Source organism: Shewanella kaireitica (assembly GCF_023284045.1).
In the GTDB taxonomy this organism is placed as follows: Bacteria; Pseudomonadota; Gammaproteobacteria; order Enterobacterales; family Shewanellaceae; genus Shewanella; species Shewanella kaireitica.
Genome location: NZ_JAKIKQ010000014.1, coordinates 82,097 through 103,026, shown reverse-complemented (window position 1 = coordinate 103,026; position 20,930 = coordinate 82,097). Strand labels below are relative to the sequence as shown.

Genomic DNA, 20,930 nt, shown 5'->3' with positions numbered 1-20,930 from the left:
GGCACTAATCTAAAGGTTTTGGATACCTTATTTACTCAACATCGTTTATTACGTTAACAATGCTTACGTATAAAGGTAGCAAAGCTGTAGGAAACTGCCTTTGTTGAATAATTATGTGTACTACCTGTAAGCTTTATATATTCCTCAACGAACGCCTAATTAAACTTGCTCCCTAATGATAAAAAGACCAAACACCAACCTAAATCTTCCTTAATCACAAAAATGTGTATGATACCATCAGAACCTTGACCTAATTTAGTAAATGGCTAAAGAACATGCACATAAAAGGAAGTACGAGTCTGAGAATGATATGTGAAAATTTTATTAAATTAGACCATAAATTTATTCTGCAATACGCAGTAAAAGTAAAGTCAAAAGAGTATTAAACTTTGAGTTTCCCCATAAATTCTATAAGTTAGCGAAAAAAAGTAGGCCACGGTGATAGAGGTATAAATTAAAAAAGGATTAATTTTGAAGAAAATAAATAAGAATTGAAAAATTAAACAGCGTAAATGATTTAGTGATTATTATAGCCCAAGCGCTCTAGAATCTTATAAATACTTGAGATCTCATATTCAATTCCAAATTCGGAACTTATATACTTTTGTATTTCAGGCCCTTTTAACTTAACAGAATGCGGATTTTTGTTACTACTATCAATAAAATTAGTCAACTTTGACCTCTGCGCGGTAGATAATGCTGATGGGCGTCCTGTATGCTTTTTTTCCTCTAAGCCATGCAAACCATTTGAAAGATAGTTACTAATCCATCGATTTACACTTGTTCTGCTCACTTTAAGATATGACGCTATTTGATATCGGGACTTACCATCTTGAAAGTGCAGTACTGCTAGTAACTTAAGTCTCATCCTAGCGTTTTTTTCCTTTCTAATCAGTTGATTCAAAGCAAGATTGTCATGGCAGTAATTATCCATTATTCTGTAACCTCTCGATTATAAACATTGGCTCTCACCTGCAGTACATTATCCTTATCTACCCAGACATTCTGATTAGTTATTACGATTGGAATAGGCCTTTTCAATTTAATATCGACAGTTTTGGTTCCTTGCTTTGCTACAGATAAGCGATTTCGACTGTAGGATTGTTCTCGCTTAATTAAGTAGTTTGCCAATAATTCGGGCTGAGCAATTCGGATACAACCATGACTTAATGCCCGGTTTCTCTGTAAAAAGGCTTTTTTATTCGGAGTATCATGCAAAAATATTAGTTGGGAATTTGGAATGGTGAATCGATACTTACCTAGTGCATTCCAGTAACCTGCTGTTTGAACAAGTTGATAGTGTTTTAATGATCGTTTTACTTGTTGTACCGTCATCCCTTTTAAACTCTTAACCTCCTGTTTTGAGTCCCTGTTGACTAACACGAATCTCTCATTTACAAGAAAGTCAGCGTCATTTTCTAATGCTAGAAGCAGTTCATCATACAAAATTGAATTAGGAGGCGTCCAAGTCGGGTTAACAGTGATTTTACTAATATGTGTATTAAGAAGTGGAGTCTTATTATTTATTCTGCCAACAATTATAGGAAGCTCAAGTTTTGATAAGTCGTCACCTTTTATGCGTAGCTTAAAATCAGCGATATTAACTTCAATGTAAGTGCCTTGTTGATATTCGTACTTTGATATTTTGTACTGCAATGCCCGTTGTAGCTCTATAAGCCTCTCATTAGGGTTCACATTTAGAAGTTTTATCGTTTCAACAGTTAGTTCTCCATCAGGAATGAAGCCGTGACGCTTTTGAAAATGTTTAATCCCCCTTGTTATACTTGGATCATAAACTTGTTCTCTATAAGCAGAGATGTTTTTAACTTCTAAATCATCGAGTTCTGTCAACATCCATCTAAGCTTAGCTATATCCTTCGCCTTTTGCCCTAGCTGAAATTCATTGGGTTGTAAGTGTGGCCATTTGTATTGTGAGAGTTTCTTATACTGCCTTATTTTAAACCTTAACCTTTGAATCTGTTTATCTGAATCAGTAAACGCTACCAATTTTTCAAAATTAGACATATCTGTAAGATATAGCTCTCTACGGTTAACGTAGCCTTCTCTTTGGCTAAAAACTCTTTCTATAATTTCACCCTTAAGCAGCTGAAATTGTTTGGCATTAATATCTCCCTCCCCTAGATTCACTCCAAGATCTTTTGCCAACTCATAGGTCCTGTCGCTTATTGACTCAGTTAACGCAGCGCTTGCGCTAGAGAATACAAGACACAAAAAATAGGTAAAGAGCTTCAAATTATTAACCTCAAGGTACTGACTTTAGAAATAGGTAGACTTATTTCTCAACGGCTTCATCCTTGAATATTAGGAATATCACATATTACATATTACACTGAGAGAATATGTACTTTCCTGACAATATTTTTAGTCTATATCTCCAAAGAACACAAAATTTCGACGCAATTTTTATAGCAGTAATTAAGATTTTATTGCGATATCACAATTTTCTAGCTTCCTTAGATGAAAATAACCAGCAATTAATCAACTATTTACCAAAGAGCATCTATACTTAATGTGAATATCTAAAAAATAATGTTTTATTTAAAAGGGTTATGATAAATGGCACAGAATAGGTACAAGATCATATCTATTAGTCAGTTAAAAATTATGGTGCTATTGGTCCTCATTATTACTACTTCTGCTATACACTTTGAGGCTCTGCTCTATACCTACCAGAGTGTTGAAAACATAAGGTCGGAAAACCCATCGGGTTCTACATTAGCAGAAAGGTATCTAATTTTAGGTGATTGGCCGGCTAGTCGAACTAACAATCTAAACAATTTCACCTTAAATTACCAAATCCTAAAAAGCTCAAAAGAGCCAACGATAAGTAAGGCTGATGAATGAAGAGTAATAGCAATAACTCATCTTTAAGAATATTACTTAGAACTTTTGGAGTACTGCTGTTATTTACAGTAATGCTGGTTAACTATCGAAGCAGTATCCTACCCTATTCGGCATTCTCTATTGCCAATGCGATGACACACCTAGATTTTGAACACTTTAATAGCATTGGCCTGATAAAAGATATTATGTACTTTTTCATAATACTATTGCTCCTACATGTTGTTTGGGCAATGTTGATAACAACTAGTTTCAACTCAGTAAAAGACTCTAATTCCAGTGATTTAAAAAATGAACTCACATGGTTGTTACTGGTTCTGAGTCACCTAACTTTTGTCGTAGGATTAAATTCTTATCTCTACCCAACATCCATAACCGCTTACTTCCGAAATTCTTTTTACTCTAACCCAATGTTTTTATTGATACTTGGAGTTGTTTTATTAGTACTTTTTATCATTGGAGTAACACATTACAGAGCTAAAAATTTTATTTTCACAACAGTTTTAGCATCTACGCTACTTCTTGTTTACCCATTAGCAGTCAACAAAGGAACTCAGACATCACTATCCAAGCCCAATATACTAATCGTTGGCGTTGATGGACTGAGACCAGACCACCTTTCATATGCTGGAGCACCTGTAACCGATGCTCCTTTTATAAATAATTTATTATCAAATTCTTATGTATACAGGAATAGCTATAGTCCCCAAGGGAGAACATATGTTGCTTGGATGAGTATTCTAACTGGACAGTACCCTAAAACAAACGGAGCAAGATTTAACTTAGCTCCTCCAGAACTAATTAATAAAAATTTACCAATAATTGAATCTCTTAATTATAATGACTATCACACTGTTTATGCTATGGATGAGAGAAGATTTAATCAGATAGATAGGACATACGGATTTAGCAGCACAATTGGCCCTAAAATTGGTGCGGCAGATGCTTTTATTTCAAGTTTCGCTGACTTGCCGATTATCAATACTCTACTAAATCACCCATATTCTGGGTTTATTTTTCCTTATTTACATAATAATAGAGCTTATGGAAAAACTTATCAGCCCAAATTATTTAATAATGAGGTCATCAGTTCATTAAGCACTACAAAACCCAACTTTTTAGCGGTTCATTTCTGTCAACTGCATTGGCCATATACATCAAATGATTTTATAGATAATGAGTCTTCAAGTTGGGATGGGAACTATAGTCATTTTATGTATAAAGCGATGCTGAAAAAAGTAGACCAACAATTAGCGCATTTTTTTGCCGAATTAAAGGAGAAGAATTACTTAGAAAATTCAATAGTGTACCTAATCTCCGATCATGGAGAGGGGTTCAAATTAAGCGATAGTTTTAATTTAGAAGTAGATGATAATGCACCTGCCCCTCAGTCCTGGGGGCATGGAACAAATATATTAGATCAGGCTCAAGCTAATGTATTGCTTGCACGAATGCAATTTGCAAATGGTGAGGTATCCAGTGATCCAAAAATCATCGAAGGGCTTTTTTCGCTTATAGATATTTTACCTACTATCAATAAGCAACTAAAGCTAAACTTAGTCAGTCAATTCGATGGTTACCCGTTACCTACAGACTCGACAGATTTTAATGCAGAACGACATCTATTTGTTGAATCATCACTGCCCCTGAAAGCAATGAACGCAAGCTTTATTGATGAAAAGAAAGTTGTTTCAGAAGTAGGCTCCAGTTATACCGTTCGCTCATCGGGTAAAGCCGTTATGAAACCGCAAGAATACTTAAGCTTAGTCTCTCGAAAACAACGATCTGTTTATCAGGCCAATCATCAATTAGCACTTCTACCTGAATCAGACAGTTTGGTATTAGTCGATTTTGCAAATAAAGATCTTAAAGTCATTAACGATGATGAGAACAATTTACGCGCCAACAAGTTGTTGACCATGCTTTGTCAGTTTTACAAAGACGATTATGGCTTTGATGAAACGAATCGATGTCTACGCCTAAACGAGAAAGGCGGTAACAATGGATAATGAAATCAGTTCTCCAATCTCTAAGGCTTACATTTATCGTGACCAACTACTCTACATATCTTTATTGCTATTTTCTGTTTCCGTACTGCTGATAGGTGACTTTTCCGCTTTCAAGACCGGCATATATACAGCCGGCTACCAAATCGCTTTCATTATTATTTATTTATTTTCAGACTTTAAAAGTAAAGAATCAATTTCAATAGTAAACGGTAAAAATAGTCTTTTCATAACTACGTTAGCAATTTTATTATATTGTACCTATGTATTATCCTATATGACAAACATCATTGATGTTAACTCTGAAACCCATAGGTTAGCAATGAGTTTGAAAATGTTATTTTATACGACCCACCTCTGTTTCTTATACACTTTAATACAATATTTCTATAAAACAATCAGAGTTAACACCAACTTCTTTTCCGTTGTGCCAGTCACGGTCACAATTATTATCAGTTGCATATTATCTATCTACTTTATATATTCAAATCCACAGATAGATTACACCGCAACAAACATACCGTTTGCGACAAATATAAGGCACCTCGGGTATATAGCTACGATGGGTTCAGTTATTTCCACAGTGAAAATACTGCGCAATTTCAATACAAAAAATTTAAGCTTAGCTATGTGGATGGTTATATTAACACTTAACCTCTCCTTGCTATTCTGGCTTGGCGGGCGAGCGGCGCTATTATCTTACACATTTACTATTGCGATATACTCCTATTTCTTATTAAAAGATTATTCATTTTTAAAAAAGTATTTAATTTATATTGTCATATCGATAATAATAGCTATTTTTATTTCCACATCGGTCTCAATATACCCTTGGAATGGAATACTCAGAGTAAAAGAGTCAATAGAAGAATTTAGCGATGTTAACCAACTATCAAGCAATAGGCTTGAAATGTGGACTCATTGTTTTCGATATGGATTAGAAAGTTTTTGGCTTGGACACGGTCCAGACGCTTACCGCTTTATGCCTACAAAAACGGCAGGAGTTCAACCTCATAACCTTTTTTTACAGGTTTTCTTAGAAGCTGGTTTTATCGGATTACTCTGCTTCTCTGCAATACTCATCTCCTCGATTTATAAAGCAATTTTATTACTGGTTAATAAAGTGAAATCAGAGCATGAAGAAGCAGTATCACTAGCCTTCGTGGTCATAGTAGCAATGACTATCCACGGCACTCTATCAGGAACCTACTACCATGCCCAACCCTTGTATTTCATTATGCTATCCTTTGCCGTCATAGCGAGCATATCTATCCAACATCAAGAATGTAGAAAATAATTAATATTACTTTATCCCTTTAGTCCCGTTAGTTTATAGTAAGGTTTTACTAAAAAGAATCTGACTATGTGGCTACAAACAAGTATCAATTTATCTGCTCGAAGAAGAGGCTTCCACTTAGTCACAGACGAGATTGAGCGTGGCTTACCTTCATTAGCAAATATGACTGTTGGTATTGCTCACATTTTATTGCAACACACCTCGGCATCTCTGTCACTCAATGAAAATGCAGATCCAAGTGTTCGGGTTGACTTTGAGTCCTTTATCAATCGATTAGCGCCTGAACGTGCGGCTTACTATACCCATACCTATGAGGGAGATGATGATATGCCGGCACATCTCAAATCAAGTCTACTTGGCGTCAGTTTAACGCTGCCGATTACCAATGGCCGATTTAATTTGGGTACTTGGCAAGGAATATATTTAGGTGAGCATAGAGATTATGGCGGGTCAAGAAAGGTCATCGTCACCTTACAAGGTGAATAACTTTATCCCAATGGGAACCGCTATTTAATCGGATATAGTGTTTAGGTGTAACACCCTAAGTCATCGAATTTTAGCTAACAAAAAGAGCGCATCAAGCGCTCTTTTTTAGATATTGGCCAGTAGCATTATTACGCTTCAGCGATACGTTCTAGTTTAGCGTAGTAAAAACCATCAAAGCCCGTTTCAGCTGGACTGATGTTCTCATCTTCTATAAATCGAAAATGCTTATTCTCAGCTAGAAATGCTTCGACTTGATCGCGATTCTCTTCAGGCATAATTGAGCAAGTAGCATAAATTAAAATTCCACCGACTTTGACCATTCTGCTATAACTTTGCAAAATGTGCTTTTGCAGTTCAACGAGAACGGGTAACCGCTCAGGAGTATCACGCCATTTCGCATCAGGGTTACGTTTAAGTACACCAAGGCCTGAACACGGTACATCAAGTAAAACTCGATCGGCTGATAGCTTAAGACGCTTAATCGTTTTGCTGCTAGCAATAATGCGTGTCTCAACATTATGAGCGGCAGCTCGTCGAGCACGCTGTTTAAGATTATCGAGCTTCCATTGTTCTACGTCCATCGCGAGCAAACGGCCTTTGCCCTCCATTTGGGCAGAGATAGACAGTGTTTTACCGCCCGCTCCGGCACAAGCATCAACAACACGCATACCTGGCTTTGCATCAAGCGCTTTGGCTATAAGCTGCGAGCCAGCATCTTGCTGCTCAAACCAACCTTTCTTAAAACACTCAGTTCTAAACAGTGCTGAATCAGAAACCACCTCTAAAGCAGTGTCAACGCCTTCAACTTCTATCGTTTGCACCCGTTCATTACGCAATTTTTTCGCTAATTCATCACGGGTACATTTGAGAGTATTAACACGTAAAAAACGTTTAGCAGGCTTGTTAAGTGCAGCTCTCTCTGCAGGCCAACGGTCGCCCATTTGTGCCTGTCCCATCTCGTTTAGCCAGTCAGGACAGCCATCCCACAATACAGGTTGCTGCTTTGCAGTTTTAATACGTGTCGCCAGTTCTTGCTCATCGACTTGTAGAGCATATTTCATTTTTGGTAACGGTAATTGGTGAAATATATGCCATACGTTTAATAAACGCGACCCCATTCTCGCCATCTCCTCTGGCTTTACGTCAGACAAAAAGCAGTAAAGGTTTAAACGTCTTAAGATATCACCCGTTACTAGAGTGATCCGCCCCTGCTCAGAAGGTTCTAGTTGCAGCCCCGAAAAGTGCTGCGAATAAGCTCGATCCAGTGGTTTGCCCTCTTTTAAGACAAGGTCAAGAATACTAATCACAAGTTCTGTAGAGCTAGGGGATAAAGACGAATTCAACATTAAAAAGTTACCATAGAAAGAAAACGCAGCGATCATAGGAGTAAAGTGCTAAATACGCAAGCTTACTCGTGAAAAGTCGCAATAAAAAAGCGACTTGAAACAAGTCGCTTTTCATAAGTAATTACAAGTGCTGCTATAGCTAATCTAAAATCCTACAGTTTAGAACCTTTAGCGCCATAATATAGAATAAACCCATAGCAGATAACGGGTAGGATAAATGCAGGTTGGATCCCCATACTATCGGCCATCACACCTTGTAGTAACGGAATAATTGCACCGCCCACTATCGCTAAGCATAAGAATCCACTTCCTTGAGAGGTATGTGGGCCTAAATCACGTAGCGCCAAACTAAAGATAGTTGGAAACATGATGGAGTTAAACAGTCCGACCGCGAGTATTGACCACATTGCAACTTCACCTGAAGTATTCATCGCAACAACAACTAGGCTAGCAGCCATAAATGCATTAAAAGCCAATACCGTTCCTGCAGGAATTTTTTGCATCACCGCGGAGCCAATAAAACGTCCTACCATCGCCCCGCCCCAGTAGTAAGCGATATATTTTGCAGCGTCAGCTTCTTTCATACCGACAATATGCTCTTCACCTAAAAAGTTAACTAAAAAGCTACCTATCGAAACCTCTGCACCGACATAGACGAAGATCCCAACAGCACCAAGCACCAAGTGCTTATACTGACTTGCACTGGTTTTACCGTTTTTATCAGCGACACCTTCAACAGTCGGCTCGGAATGAGCTGTAATGACTGGTAGTTTTAGCCTTGAGAATATAATCGCTAAACTGGCTAACATTGCTGACAATAGTAGATACGGCAATTTGACAACTTCTGCTTCCGCTTGCATTTGCGAAAGCCCTGATTGAGCCTCTACCGCAACAGATAGTATTAAGATTGCACCAAAATAAGGTGCAACGGTTGTACCTAATGCATTAAATGCTTGAGTTAGATTTAGACGACTTGAAGCCGTTTCAACACTACCTAATGCATTTACATAGGGGTTAGCCGCAACCTGTAGAATAGTGATCCCCGAAGCAAGCACAAACAGTGCGCCAAGAAATAGCGGGTAAATCGCCAGCGCCGCAGCAGGATAAAACAATGCACATCCTATACTTGCAATAACAAGCCCGGTGATAATCCCACGCTGATAGCCCATGGTCTTAACCAGCTTACCTGCTGGTACTGACACTAAAAAATAGGCACCAAAAAAGCAAAACTGGATGAGCATTGCTTCAGTGTAGCTAAGCGAAAAAACTGCTTTTAAGTGGGGGATCAAGATATCATTTAAGCATGTGATAAAACCCCACATGAAAAACAGTGAAGTAAGTGAAACCAAAGCAAAGCGATAATTGCCGTTATCAGCCGCTGCTGCAGTCGCTGTATTAGAACTAAAAGATGAAGCCATATTATTTTCTCTCTTATCAGGTCAATCTTCTCGAATTGATGTCATTTAACGACTATTTATGACTAAGTTTGGCGTAAAAACTGCCGTAGGGTGGCAAAGTTAATACTCCGTTCTTGATGTTACCCTTGACCAAACCATGGTCGTTAAACTCATGTTCCACTTCTACATTGGGTAGCGGCACTGACAGCTGTTCTTTTCCCAAATTAAAACAGACTAAATAGCTGATACTGTTATCGCTACGAATAAAACACAGTGTTGGTTCCGGAGTATCAATAAAGCGAATGTTGCCATCAATGAGCACCGGATGCTGTTTTCGCCACGCAAGAAAGGCCCTATAACAGTTTAAAATAGAGTCCTTTTTCAGCTCTTGGCTTTCAACCGCCAATGAATAGTGCTCTTTGGCAACAGGTAACCAAGGCACGCCATCACTAAAGCCAGCGTTAAGCATTTGATTAGACCAAGGCATCGGGGTGCGACAGCCATCTCGACCTTTGAACATTGGCCAAAATGCAATACCGAATGGATCTTGTAGTTGCTCAAACTCTATTTGGGCTTCAGTTAACCCAAGTTCTTCACCTTGATAACTACAAACGCTGCCTCTAAGCGAACATAACAAGGCATTGAGCATCTTTATCATATCGATAGAAGCTCGCCCTTGACCCCAACGTGATGCCACCCGCTGTACATCATGGTTACCAATAGCCCAACATGGCCAGCCATCCCCAATCCGGCCTTCTAGCGCTTCAACGGTCTCCCGAATGTAACTTGCACTGTAGTCATTGGTTAACAGCTCAAAACTATAAGCCATATGTAATCGGTCATTACCTTGGGTGTATTCAGCCATTGTGGCTAAGGAGTCTTCTGAAGAGACTTCACCTAAGGTTACCGCACCGGGATAATGGTTAATCAGAGCCCGCAACTCTTCTATAAAACTAACAGTTTCAGGGCGAGTATTGTTGAAATAGTGATACTGATAAGCATAAGGGTTATCTTCACTAAAACCGCGCCCCTGACGTTTGTCTTTGGGTTTTGCCGGGTTATCACGTAGAAGATCATCATGAAAGCAGAATGTAATCGCATCGAGCCTAAAGCCATCAACGCCCTTATCTAACCAAAATTGCACATTGGCTAATACGGCTGAGCGCACTTGCGGATTGTGAAAATTAAGATCGGGTTGGCTGGTTAAAAAGTTATGCAAGTAATATTGCTGCCGTCTTGGTTCCCATTCCCATGCACAGCCACCGAAAATAGCTAGCCAATTATTAGGCGCTGTGCCATCTTCTTGTGGTTCCGCCCAAACATACCAATCATGCTTAGGGTTCGATCTATCTTGTCTGCTCTCGATAAACCATTGATGGTGATCAGAGGTATGGCTAAGCACCTGGTCAATGACGACTTTAAGGTTGAGAGCGTGTGCTTTGGCAATGAGCAGATCGAAGTCGGCCATGTTACCGAACATAGGATCAATATCTCGATAATCACTAATGTCATAACCAAAATCTTTCATTGGCGAAGTAAAAAACGGTGAAATCCAGATGGCATCAACATTTAGGCTGGCAATGTAATCCAGCTTTTCAATAATCCCTTGTAGATCCCCAATTCCATCACCATTTGTATCCAACATACTACGAGGATAAATTTGATAGATGACAGCGCCACGCCACCATGTGAGTAGATCCATTCTTGCCCCTTAACACTCAATATTTAGAACTAACAAGTACGACCGCTAGTTAAAACAATGTTGCAACCTAAAGATTGATCGCTTTTGTTGTTAGAATGTTGGCAGCATACGTGATTTGCGAAATAAGGTTCAATATCTCTGCATACGTATGCATTAAAACCGTTAACAACAGTGAAACATTACAATTTGATAAAATCCTTTATAAACAACAACAAAAATCCCAATTAGCTATCTACAAATGGATTAACAAATCACTCTGCTAGAGTCATTTTTAGAAGGTGAAATGATTGAATACGTATGCATAACATTGTTATGGTCAGAATCTCGGGAGTAATATCTTCACCGTTGCGCAACAATATACTTATAAACGCTGCGAATATGTTGTAACACGTGCGCTTCTGTACCCAATTTCGTTACAACGTCAGTGATAATTAAAAAAGTAACTAGCCGACAGTCTAGTTAAAGGGGATGAAGATGTTGCAATTTAAACCTAGCGTGCTGACCTTAGCATTAGTCGCTGCTGGCGCGAGTATGAGCAGTTATGCTGCTGAAGAATCCAAAGCAGAAAAAGACGAAAAAGCGCAAGAAGAGCAAATAGAAGTTATTGAAGTTAAGGGATTTCGAACCAGTGTCATTAAGTCGCTTAATGTAAAACGCTTTGCAGATACCGTCTCCGAAAGCATCTCTGCGGATGACTTAGGTGCTTTGCCTGATCAATCTATCGCAGATGCGCTAACTCGCCTACCAGGTGTCACTGCAGTCAGAACGGGAGGCCAAGCCAGTGGTTTGAACATTCGCGGCTTAGACGGAGATTTCGTTTTCGCAACGTTAAACGGCCGTGAACAGGTAACTACCGGCGGTAAACGCGCAGTAGAGTTTGACCAATACCCTTCCGAATTGATCACTCAAGCCCAAGTCTACAAATCACAAAAGGCATCACTTATTGAAGGTGGAGTTGCCGGTACTGTAGAGCTTAAAACAGCTGACCCGTTACAAAATGAAAAAGAACACTCTTTTGTCGTTAACATGCGCGGTAGTTTCAATGACCAAGCTGCAGATATAGCCGATGCAGAAGAATTCGGTAACCGCTTAAGCTTTTCATACCAAGGTAAATATTTAGAAGACACTTTAGGCGTGGCTGTTGGTTACGCTCACCTCTACCAACCTTATGTAGCTAGCCAATTCATTGGCCTTAGGTTTAATGATGATTCACGCGACGTTAATGGTGACGGTGAAGCAGAATCAATCAGCGAAGGTTTTGAGATGCAACAAAAAGGCGGCGAAGATACCCGCGATGGCTATATGGGTGCAATCCATTGGCAACCCAATGATAACTGGAGCATCAAAGGCGATGTATTCCACTCCAAATTTGATTCAGAAAACTTTGCCCGCGGTTTTCGCGTAAAATCGCTTAAAAATGGCGAGATCAGGAACGCTACAGTCCAAAACGGTTCAATGACTGGCGGTACAGTATCCACTGATGGAACAGACAACTTTGCCGTGTTTGTTGTCAATGATAACGATTCAAAATACTCTAGCCTTACCTCAGGTGCGTTTAACGTCACCTGGAATAATGGCGATGCACTTACCGTTGCAGCAGATATAAGTTACTCAAAAGCTGATGGTGAGTTCGTTAATGGTGGCACTAGAGCAGTCATTTATGACGATATAGATAATCAAATTCGTGCGTCAGAGTCGATCGATTACCAATTAAACGGTCTTAATCCAGCAGATGTCAGCTTCGACAAGAGTTATACCGATACAGCCACTCTAGGACTTAGAGAAGTGGGTATGTGGCCTTACGATCAACAAAACGATCTTATCGCTTATAAACTCGATTTTAACTATGTATTAGATAACGACTTTATCTCTTCTGTTGATTTTGGCGTCCGATATTCACAGCGAGAATTTAACGCCCAGCGCTCACAAGCGGGATACGGCTTCGAATTTGGTGACAACCCAGGCAATCAGCCCGTTCTTCACCTAACCGATGATATGACCGACGTAGTTAACTTCGGTGGTGATCTTTCAAACTACCCAAGTTTTCTTAAAATTGATTTTAATAAAGCGGTTGATTTAGTTAACCAACAACTTGCAGCTACCGGGCAAGATCCATTTACTCCAACAGCAAATTGGGATAATAATTGGACAATGATCCAAAGTGGTTCAGTTAATGAAGACGTACTAGCCGGTTATGTGCAGGTAAACCTAAACATGGAGATCGGCAGCTTACCCGTTACCGGTAATATCGGTGTACGTGTCGTCAATACTGACCAATCGAGCAAAGGCTTACAACAAGTTGGTTTTGGTTTAGGTGAAGAGATCGCCGATGAAAAAGGTGTCATTAGCACCGATTATGTTCGCAACGAAGTCGGTAAAACCTATACCGATTACCTGCCCTCAATGAACTTGAACTTTCACCTTACTGATAATGACCAAATTCGTTTTGCCGCAGCTTCAGTTATGGCTCGCCCACCTATCGATAAGTTAAAGTCGGGTATGGGCTCTTGGTACGATGACTCAGCGACACCGGGATACAAAAAGTACAACGCATGGGGTAATACGAGTCCGCTACTTGACCCGTTTTATGCAGACCAATTTGATCTGTCTTACGAACATTACTTTGAAGACAGCGAAGGCGCAATTGCATTAGCCTTGTTCTACAAAGACATTAAGTCGTTTATCAACAACTTTACCATTCAGCCATTTGATTTTGAGCAAGCTGGTTTTATTGTTCCAGATACTATTGTCGATAATGGCGTTGAATTCCCGGTGGTTAAGGATGAAGGTCAATATCAAACTGCAATAAACAACGACAATGGCGGCTACATCCGCGGTGTTGAACTTGCTTATACGCAAATCTTTGACTTTTTACCTGGCGCATTTGCAGGCTTAGGTTTCACAGGGAGTTACTCATACTCAGACAGTGAAGTAGAGTTTGAAACTGACCTAAGTGGCCAATCACTCGCTATCCCTCTTCCTGGTTTATCAGAACATGTTGCTAACACTACACTGTTCTACACATTGGAAGGTTTTGATACTCGTGTGAGCATGCGCTACAGAAGTGAATATGTTTCAGAGCAAGTTGCAGTTGAATCTCAACTCGCTTTCTTTGATGCAGAAACAATATTTGATTACCAAGCATCGTACGCGATGGAAAACGGCTTAAAGCTACTATTCCAAGTGAACAACCTCACTGATGAACCAAACAAAACTTACTTTGGTCAGCCACAACAAACTGGAACCATTCAAACTTTCGGTCGTCAATATTACTTAGGATTTAGCTACAGCATGTAATCTTAATTAACCAAAGCCTACTTCTTGAAAGAAGTAGGCTTTTTTTGATTTAAAAGGCTCTATAGGCAACAAGGCTCTGATAATGAACTCATCTCTAAAATGGCTTAGCGCGCCAACGATTTCGATACTTTTCTGTACTGCTTTAATGCAAGATTGTCAGGCCGCTAGCCTGTCAACATCAACCTTAGAGCAAACATTGAAAACGGAGCGACTTAGAGTAGAACCGGAGTTCTGGTGGGCGGATATGGTCAATCCAACGCTTGAGCTGATGTTTCACGGCGACAATATCGCGTCAATGCAAGCATCCTTACTGACTCGTTCCAATATCAATATTGTTGAGCAATCAACCACAGAAAATCCAAACTATTTATTTATAAAGTTATCTCTAAAAGATGCTAAAGCGCAGACCATCACTCTGTCGCTAACAAAAAATAAGACTCAAATGCATCAGTTTGATTACCAAATCAAGCAACGACGTACTGGTTCTAGCCAGCGACAAGGCTTCGATAACAGCGATGTCATCTACCTAATTACTCCAGATCGCTTCGTTAACGGCGATACATCAAATGATAATCACAGCTCAATGCTTGAAAAGGTCAATAGAGCAGATAAAGATGGTCGTCATGGCGGTGATATACAAGGTATTATTAATAGCCTAGATTACTTACAAAAGCTTGGTGTGACCCAGCTTTGGGTCAACCCACTGCTTGAAAATAATCAGCAACAATACTCCTACCATGGCTACTCAACAACAGATCACTACAAGATTGACCCGCGTTTCGGCAGTAATGCGGACTACCGTCAACTTAGTGATGCCGCTAAAGATAGGGGCATTGGGATCATCAAAGATATCATCGTCAACCATATCGGCTCTAACCATTGGTGGATGACAGATATTCCTAGCAAAACCTGGATCAATGGTTTGGCTGCTAATCAGCCCATCAATACCAGTAAGTTGCCGTTTACCACTCATCGTCGTACTACAGTACAAGATCCCTACTCTGCGCCAAGCGATTTGAGCAACTTCGTCGATGGCTGGTTTGTTGATAGCATGCCAGATTTAAACCAAACGGATGAAAAACTAGCAACTTACCTGATTCAAAACAGTATCTGGTGGGTTGAGTACGCCAATTTATCCGGCATTCGCGAAGATACCTACTCCTATGCCGATAAAGCATTTTTGGCCCAATGGTCGAAAGCAATTATGGCAGAGTACCCCAAGTTTAATATTATTGGCGAAGAATGGACTGCCAATCCCATAACAGTCTCCTATTGGCAGAGGGGAAAAGTCAACCAAGATGGCTATGTCTCTTACCTTCCAAGCCTAATGGACTTCCCACTCTACGAGACCATGCTAAAAGCCTTTAATCATCCAGAATCTTGGGACAAAGGTTTTATTGAATTATATGAGATAATGGCAAATGATGTGGTCTATGCAGATCCAACTAATCTAGTGTTATTTGAAGGCAACCACGACACCAACCGTTTATTCAGCCTTTTGGATAACAATTTATCCCGTTACAAGATGGCAATGGCGTACACATTGACGTCCAATCGTATTCCGCAGATTTTTTACGGCACTGAAGTGTTAATGCAAAGCCCGGTAGAGGGTCGCCACGACGGTGCAGTAAGAGCTGACTTTCCCGGTGGTTGGTCATCCGACGCTAGCAATGCGATGACCCAACAGGGATTAACCTCGCAGCAGTTGGACGCCCAACATTTTGTAAGTACATTACTCAATTTTAGAAAAGGCTCATCAGCCATTGCTAACGGTAAGCTGATTCATTACGTACCAGAAAACGGCGTTTATGTTTACTTTAGAGCGGATAAGACAGAAACGGTGATGGTCGTGATGAACAAGAACGATGAGCTGATAACTCTAGATAGTGAAAGATTCAAAACACAGTTGAAAGACTTTTCAACCGCAACCGATGTGATAACAGGTCAATCGCAAAATATCTTACATAGCTTAAAAAGCCCTGCAAACTCGGTGTTAGTACTAAGCCTAAACTAATCAATAAGAACAACTAAATCAATGAATAGGGTTAGATTTCATGACGTTTAAAACAAAGTTAGTTGATGTATGTGGAATTAACAATACTGTTGAAAAGAGCAAACTAAAGATATCAAAAAGCGCGTTAATAGTCAGTCTTGTCTTACCTGCGTTTTTTGCAACCGGTTGCACAGAATCATCAAAGAATAGCGACGTAAACACTGCAGAAAAAGCACCTGCAAACAAAAGCACTGTTTCGACGCATAAACAAGTAAAGCCGGTGGTTTATCAAGTCTTCACGCGCTTGTTTGGCAACAAAAACACCAACAATCAACCATGGGGAACACAACAGCAAAACGGCGTTGGCAAGTTTAGTGATTTTGATAATACTGCATTGCAAAGTATTAAAGCCCTCGGAGCTACCCACATTTGGTATACCGGCGTTCCCCATCATGCTTTGGTTGCTGACTATAAAGCCTACGGTATTAGCGACGATGACCCAGATGTCGTTAAAGGACGCGCAGGTTCGCCTTATGCTGTAAAAGATTACTACAATGTGAACCCAGATCTTGCTGATAATGTAGAGAACAGGCGGCAAGAGTTTAAAGACTTAATCAAACGCACCCATGAAAACGGCATGAAGGTAGTAATCGACATTGTGCCAAACCATGTTGCTAGAGCTTATCAATCTAATTATACCCAGCATGGCGTTAGTAGCTTCGGCGTTAATGATGACACCAGTACAAGTTATAAAAGACATAATAACTTCTACTATGTGGTAGACGATATTGGCAATGAGATAACAGCAAGAGCTTTCAAAGTCCCTCAGTTAGCACACGATAATGCACCGCTAGGAGGAGAGGCTCATCCCCTTTCCGATAGTAAATTTGCAGAATTCCCCGCTAAGTGGACCGGCAATGGCTCTCGCGCAGCGCAGCCGGATGCAAATGACTGGTACGAAACCGTGAAAATCAATTATGGCGTAAAACCAGACGGCAGTTACGACTTCCCTAGCCTGCCTTCTTCACTTGCAAGTCAAGACGCTAACGTCCACTATCAGCATTGGTTAACAATAGAAACTGAAGATAAAGCACTGCCTTTTGAAGACAAGCGCATTCCCGACTCATGGGTAAAATTCAAACAAATCACTCAATTTTGGCTAGCCCAGGGTGTCGATGGTTTTCGTTATGACATGGCAGAGATGGTGCCGGTGGCATTTTGGAGTTATCTAAACGCAAATATTAAACACACCAATCCTGAAGCGTTTTTATTGGCCGAAGTCTATAACCCTGCGCTTTATCGAGACTATATCCAACTTGGTAAAATGGACTATTTGTACGACAAAGTGGATATGTACGATACGCTAAAAGCCATTATTCAAGGGCAAGAAAGCACAGCCGCTATCGCAGAGAAACAAGCCTTAGTCAGTGATATCTCATCAAACATGCTGCATTTTTTGGAAAACCATGATGAGCAAAGGATTGCCAGTGCCGATTTTGCTGATGATGCTTTTGCCGCACTGCCCGCTATGGTTGTTTCAACTACCATAAGCTCCGCCCCTACTCTTATTTATTTCGGACAAGATGTTGGTGAAAAAGCAGCAGAGAAAGCAGGTTTTGGTAGTCCTACCCGTACCAGTATTTTCGATTATATCGGTGTTCCAGCCCATCAGCGCTACATGAACAACGGCAAATTTGATGGCGGGCAATCAACGGCAAAAGAACTTGAACTTAGACGATATTACACAAAGCTGCTCAACCTAAGCCATAGCGCGTCGGCACTAACAGGTGAGTATATCGAACTCGATAGTTTTAACCGCGCAAACAAAGTGATTGGCTATGATGAGCAAACATTTGCATTTAGTCGATACAATGCTGAGCAGCAACTGATTATCGTGAGTAACTTTAGCCAGCAACACAGTAAGATGTTTACCTTACAACTACCGCATTCACTCATCTCGAAGTGGAAGATTAACGCCAAGCAAATAGCGCTGGTGGACCTTTTAAATGAACCTCAAAAGTCATTAAGCGCCCGAGAGTACACACTGACAGTTGACGATCATAAGGGAGCCGTCGCTTTGACCCTTGAGCCTAATGAGTCAAAAGTACTGATGCTTAATCATCAATAAATACCAATATCCATACCAATAAAAAGTAATACAAAGCCCGTATAGACGGGCTTTGTTATTTATCTGAAAGCTAAACTTAACCAAAATGCTCTACAACTATCTTCTCCATTTGAATACGTATGCAAGCCATTGCAGCTGGTTTAAGGTTCAACTTAGTATGCTAACAACACCGCGATTACAATAAAAATATAACAATAAATTAGACACAAGGATGGCACCATGAACTCACAGCACCTCGCACCACTTTCACACGATGATGACGCCTCAACACATAAACACGACTTTAACGCTAAAAAGCATTCATTATCTAAATTGGCCGCCATCACTTCAATTATACTAGGTACGGCGTTTAGCAATGTCGCAGTGGCTAAAACGGTTTCAGTAACCTCTCCCGACAAACAAATAGTGATCTCTATTTTTGATGACAATGGCCAGCCAGAATATAACGTTGAGTTTCATGGAAAAAAGGTCATCTCTGACTCTCGCCTTGGGCTAGTTTTTCAGTCTTTAGGGGAATTTTCAAAAGGCTTTACCATTGAGCAAAGCAAACTAAGCAACACTCAAAATCGTTGGCAGCAGCCATGGGGCGAGCAAGAATGGATAGAAGATAATTACAACCAAGCTAACATCACCCTAAGCAATGGCGAATATAAGCTTAAATTGCATTTTAAAGCCTATGATGACGGTATCGGCTTTCGATATGAGCTGCCAAAACAAGCAGAGCTAAGCCAATTAACCATCACCAATGAGTTGACCGAATTTTCAGTTCCACAGCCCGAAAAAGCGCAAGCCTGGTGGATCCCTGCCCGAGGCTGGAATCGTTATGAGTACCTATACAGCAACAGCGCTTTAGACAAAGTGACTAATGTACACACCCCTTTTACTTTTAGGCTTAATTCAGGTGTGCACATGAGCATTCACGAAGCGGCACTTGTTGACTACGCTTCGATGACCCTAAATCAGCGTCGTAGCGGTAAACTAAAAGCTGATCTCACTCCCTGGTCAGACGGCAGTTTAGTCAAAACTCAAGCCGGCTTCTTCTCTCCATGGCGTACCATCCAGATAAGCGACGACGCTGCAGGTTTACTAAATTCGCATTTAATTCTGAATTTGAATGAACCCAATAAACTTGGCGATGTAAGCTGGGTAAAGCCAGGGAAATATGTCGGTATTTGGTGGGGGATGCACCTTAATGAGAATACTTGGGGCTCAGGTGAAAAGCACGGCGCCACCACCAGCGAAACCAAGCGTTATATGGATTTTGCAGCGAATAATGGCTTCGATGGTGTGTTAGTAGAAGGCTGGAATCTAGGTTGGGATGGCAGCTGGTTCCATAATGGTGACGTGTTCAGTTTTACTCAAGCCTACTCCGATTTTAACCTTGATGCGGTGAGTCATTACGGCAGCCAAAAAGGGGTTAAGCTAATTGGCCATCACGAAACCTCTGGCTCAGTGACAAACTACCGAAATCAGATGCAAGACGCCTACGATCTTTACCAACAGCATGGCGTCAGCCAGATAAAGACTGGCTATGTCGCTGATGGCGGCGATATTAAGCGTATAGATGAAAACGGTATTACTCGCCATGAATGGCATGATGGTCAATTTATGGCAAACGAATATCTATATAGCGTTCAGGAGGCAGCTAAACGTCAGCTCAGTATTAACACTCACGAACCGATAAAAGATACCGGATTACGCCGTACCTATCCAAACTGGATTTCTCGTGAAGGTGCCCGTGGACAAGAGTTTAACGCCTGGGGCACACCGCCGAACAATCCGGCACACACCACAACGCTTGCCTTTACCCGCATGTTAGCTGGGCCAATGGATTTCACCCCAGGTATATTCGACCTTGCCCCAAAAGGGCTTGATGCGATTAATCGAGTACAAACCACTTTAACCAAGCAACTCGCTCTGTATGTCGTACTTTATAGCCCTATTCAGATGGCAGCGGATCTTCCTAGAAACTACCTTGAACGCCAAGATGCGTTTCAGTTCATCAAAGATGTACCCACCGATTGGCATCAAAGTATCGCCTTGGCAGGTGAAGTTGGCGAGTATGTGGTATTTGCGCGACAAGAACGAGCTGGAAAAAGTGACGGCAAAGATTGGTACCTAGGTGCAATTACCGACGACAACGCCAGAGAAATTGAAGTAAAACTTGATTTTTTAACCCAAGGAATGCGTTACGAGGCGCAGATCTACCGTGATGGTAAAGGCGCTAACTGGCAAAATAATCCTTATGACTATGTCATCGAGACCAAACTAGTAAACGCTGCAGATATACTCACACTAAAGCTTGCTTCAAGCGGCGGAACCGCAATTCGTTTTAAGGCTGTTGATTAGAAAAAACTCGCCTTTTCTATGGCATAAACTGAAAAAAGCCCTTAATTAAGGGCTTTTTCTTTTACTT

General features: G+C 40.6%; 12 protein-coding genes. 7 read left to right on the top strand and 5 right to left on the bottom strand.

Going from position 1 to position 20,930, the window contains the following annotated elements:
• Positions 1–517: 517 nt before the first annotated feature.
• Positions 518–868, bottom strand: coding sequence for a helix-turn-helix domain-containing protein (locus L2730_RS22095; RefSeq protein ID WP_428848465.1), 351 nt, complete (start codon positions 866–868; stop codon positions 518–520).
• Between the two features lie 65 nt (positions 869–933).
• Positions 934–2,166 (bottom strand): L,D-transpeptidase family protein, encoded by a 1,233-nt coding sequence (locus L2730_RS16150; protein ID WP_248975530.1) that lies wholly within the window; start codon positions 2,164–2,166, stop codon positions 934–936.
• 695 nt (positions 2,167–2,861) lie between these two features.
• On the opposite strand from L2730_RS16150, the gene L2730_RS16145 reads away from it, so the two are divergent.
• The 3 genes from L2730_RS16145 (at position 2,862) to L2730_RS16135 (ending at position 6,651) form a co-directional block, all read left to right on the top strand.
• Positions 2,862–4,871, top strand: coding sequence for a sulfatase-like hydrolase/transferase (locus tag L2730_RS16145; RefSeq protein WP_248975529.1), 2,010 nt, complete (start codon positions 2,862–2,864; stop codon positions 4,869–4,871).
• The gene (locus tag L2730_RS16140) at positions 4,864–6,165 is read left to right on the top strand and encodes an O-antigen ligase family protein (protein WP_248975528.1); all 1,302 of its coding nucleotides are present in this window, start codon (positions 4,864–4,866) and stop codon (positions 6,163–6,165) included. Before L2730_RS16145 ends, L2730_RS16140 begins: the two co-directional genes overlap by 8 nt.
• Before the next feature lie 66 nt (positions 6,166–6,231).
• The gene (locus L2730_RS16135) at positions 6,232–6,651 is read left to right on the top strand and encodes a secondary thiamine-phosphate synthase enzyme YjbQ (protein WP_248975527.1); all 420 of its coding nucleotides are present in this window, start codon (positions 6,232–6,234) and stop codon (positions 6,649–6,651) included.
• 128 nt (positions 6,652–6,779) lie between these two features.
• On the opposite strand, the gene L2730_RS16130 is transcribed toward L2730_RS16135, so the two are convergent.
• From L2730_RS16130 to L2730_RS16120, 3 genes are all read right to left on the bottom strand, one after another.
• The gene (locus L2730_RS16130) at positions 6,780–7,997 is read right to left on the bottom strand and encodes an RsmB/NOP family class I SAM-dependent RNA methyltransferase (RefSeq protein ID WP_248975526.1); all 1,218 of its coding nucleotides are present in this window, start codon (positions 7,995–7,997) and stop codon (positions 6,780–6,782) included.
• A 152-nt stretch (positions 7,998–8,149) separates the two neighbouring features.
• A complete protein-coding gene (locus tag L2730_RS16125) occupies positions 8,150–9,415 on the bottom strand; it encodes a sugar MFS transporter (RefSeq protein WP_248975525.1) in 1,266 nt (421 codons plus the stop codon).
• 52 nt (positions 9,416–9,467) lie between these two features.
• Positions 9,468–11,096 carry an alpha-amylase family glycosyl hydrolase gene (locus tag L2730_RS16120; RefSeq protein WP_248975524.1) on the bottom strand — a complete coding sequence of 543 codons (1,629 nt, stop codon included), beginning with the start codon at positions 11,094–11,096 and terminating at the stop codon, positions 9,468–9,470.
• 474 nt (positions 11,097–11,570) lie between these two features.
• Between L2730_RS16120 and L2730_RS16115 the strand changes: the two genes are divergently transcribed.
• From L2730_RS16115 to L2730_RS16100, 4 genes are all read left to right on the top strand, one after another.
• Complete coding sequence (locus L2730_RS16115; RefSeq protein ID WP_248975523.1) at positions 11,571–14,393, top strand: TonB-dependent receptor; 2,823 nt, start codon at positions 11,571–11,573, stop codon at positions 14,391–14,393.
• A gap of 82 nt (positions 14,394–14,475) precedes the next feature.
• On the top strand, positions 14,476–16,407 hold the full coding sequence (locus L2730_RS16110; protein ID WP_428848464.1) for a glycoside hydrolase family 13 protein: 1,932 nt from the start codon (positions 14,476–14,478) through the stop codon (positions 16,405–16,407).
• 40 nt (positions 16,408–16,447) lie between these two features.
• On the top strand, positions 16,448–18,514 hold the full coding sequence (locus L2730_RS16105) for an alpha-amylase family protein (protein WP_248975522.1): 2,067 nt from the start codon (positions 16,448–16,450) through the stop codon (positions 18,512–18,514).
• A gap of 219 nt (positions 18,515–18,733) precedes the next feature.
• The gene (locus L2730_RS16100; protein WP_248975521.1) at positions 18,734–20,863 is read left to right on the top strand and encodes a glycoside hydrolase family 97 protein; all 2,130 of its coding nucleotides are present in this window, start codon (positions 18,734–18,736) and stop codon (positions 20,861–20,863) included.
• Positions 20,864–20,930 lie beyond the last annotated feature (67 nt).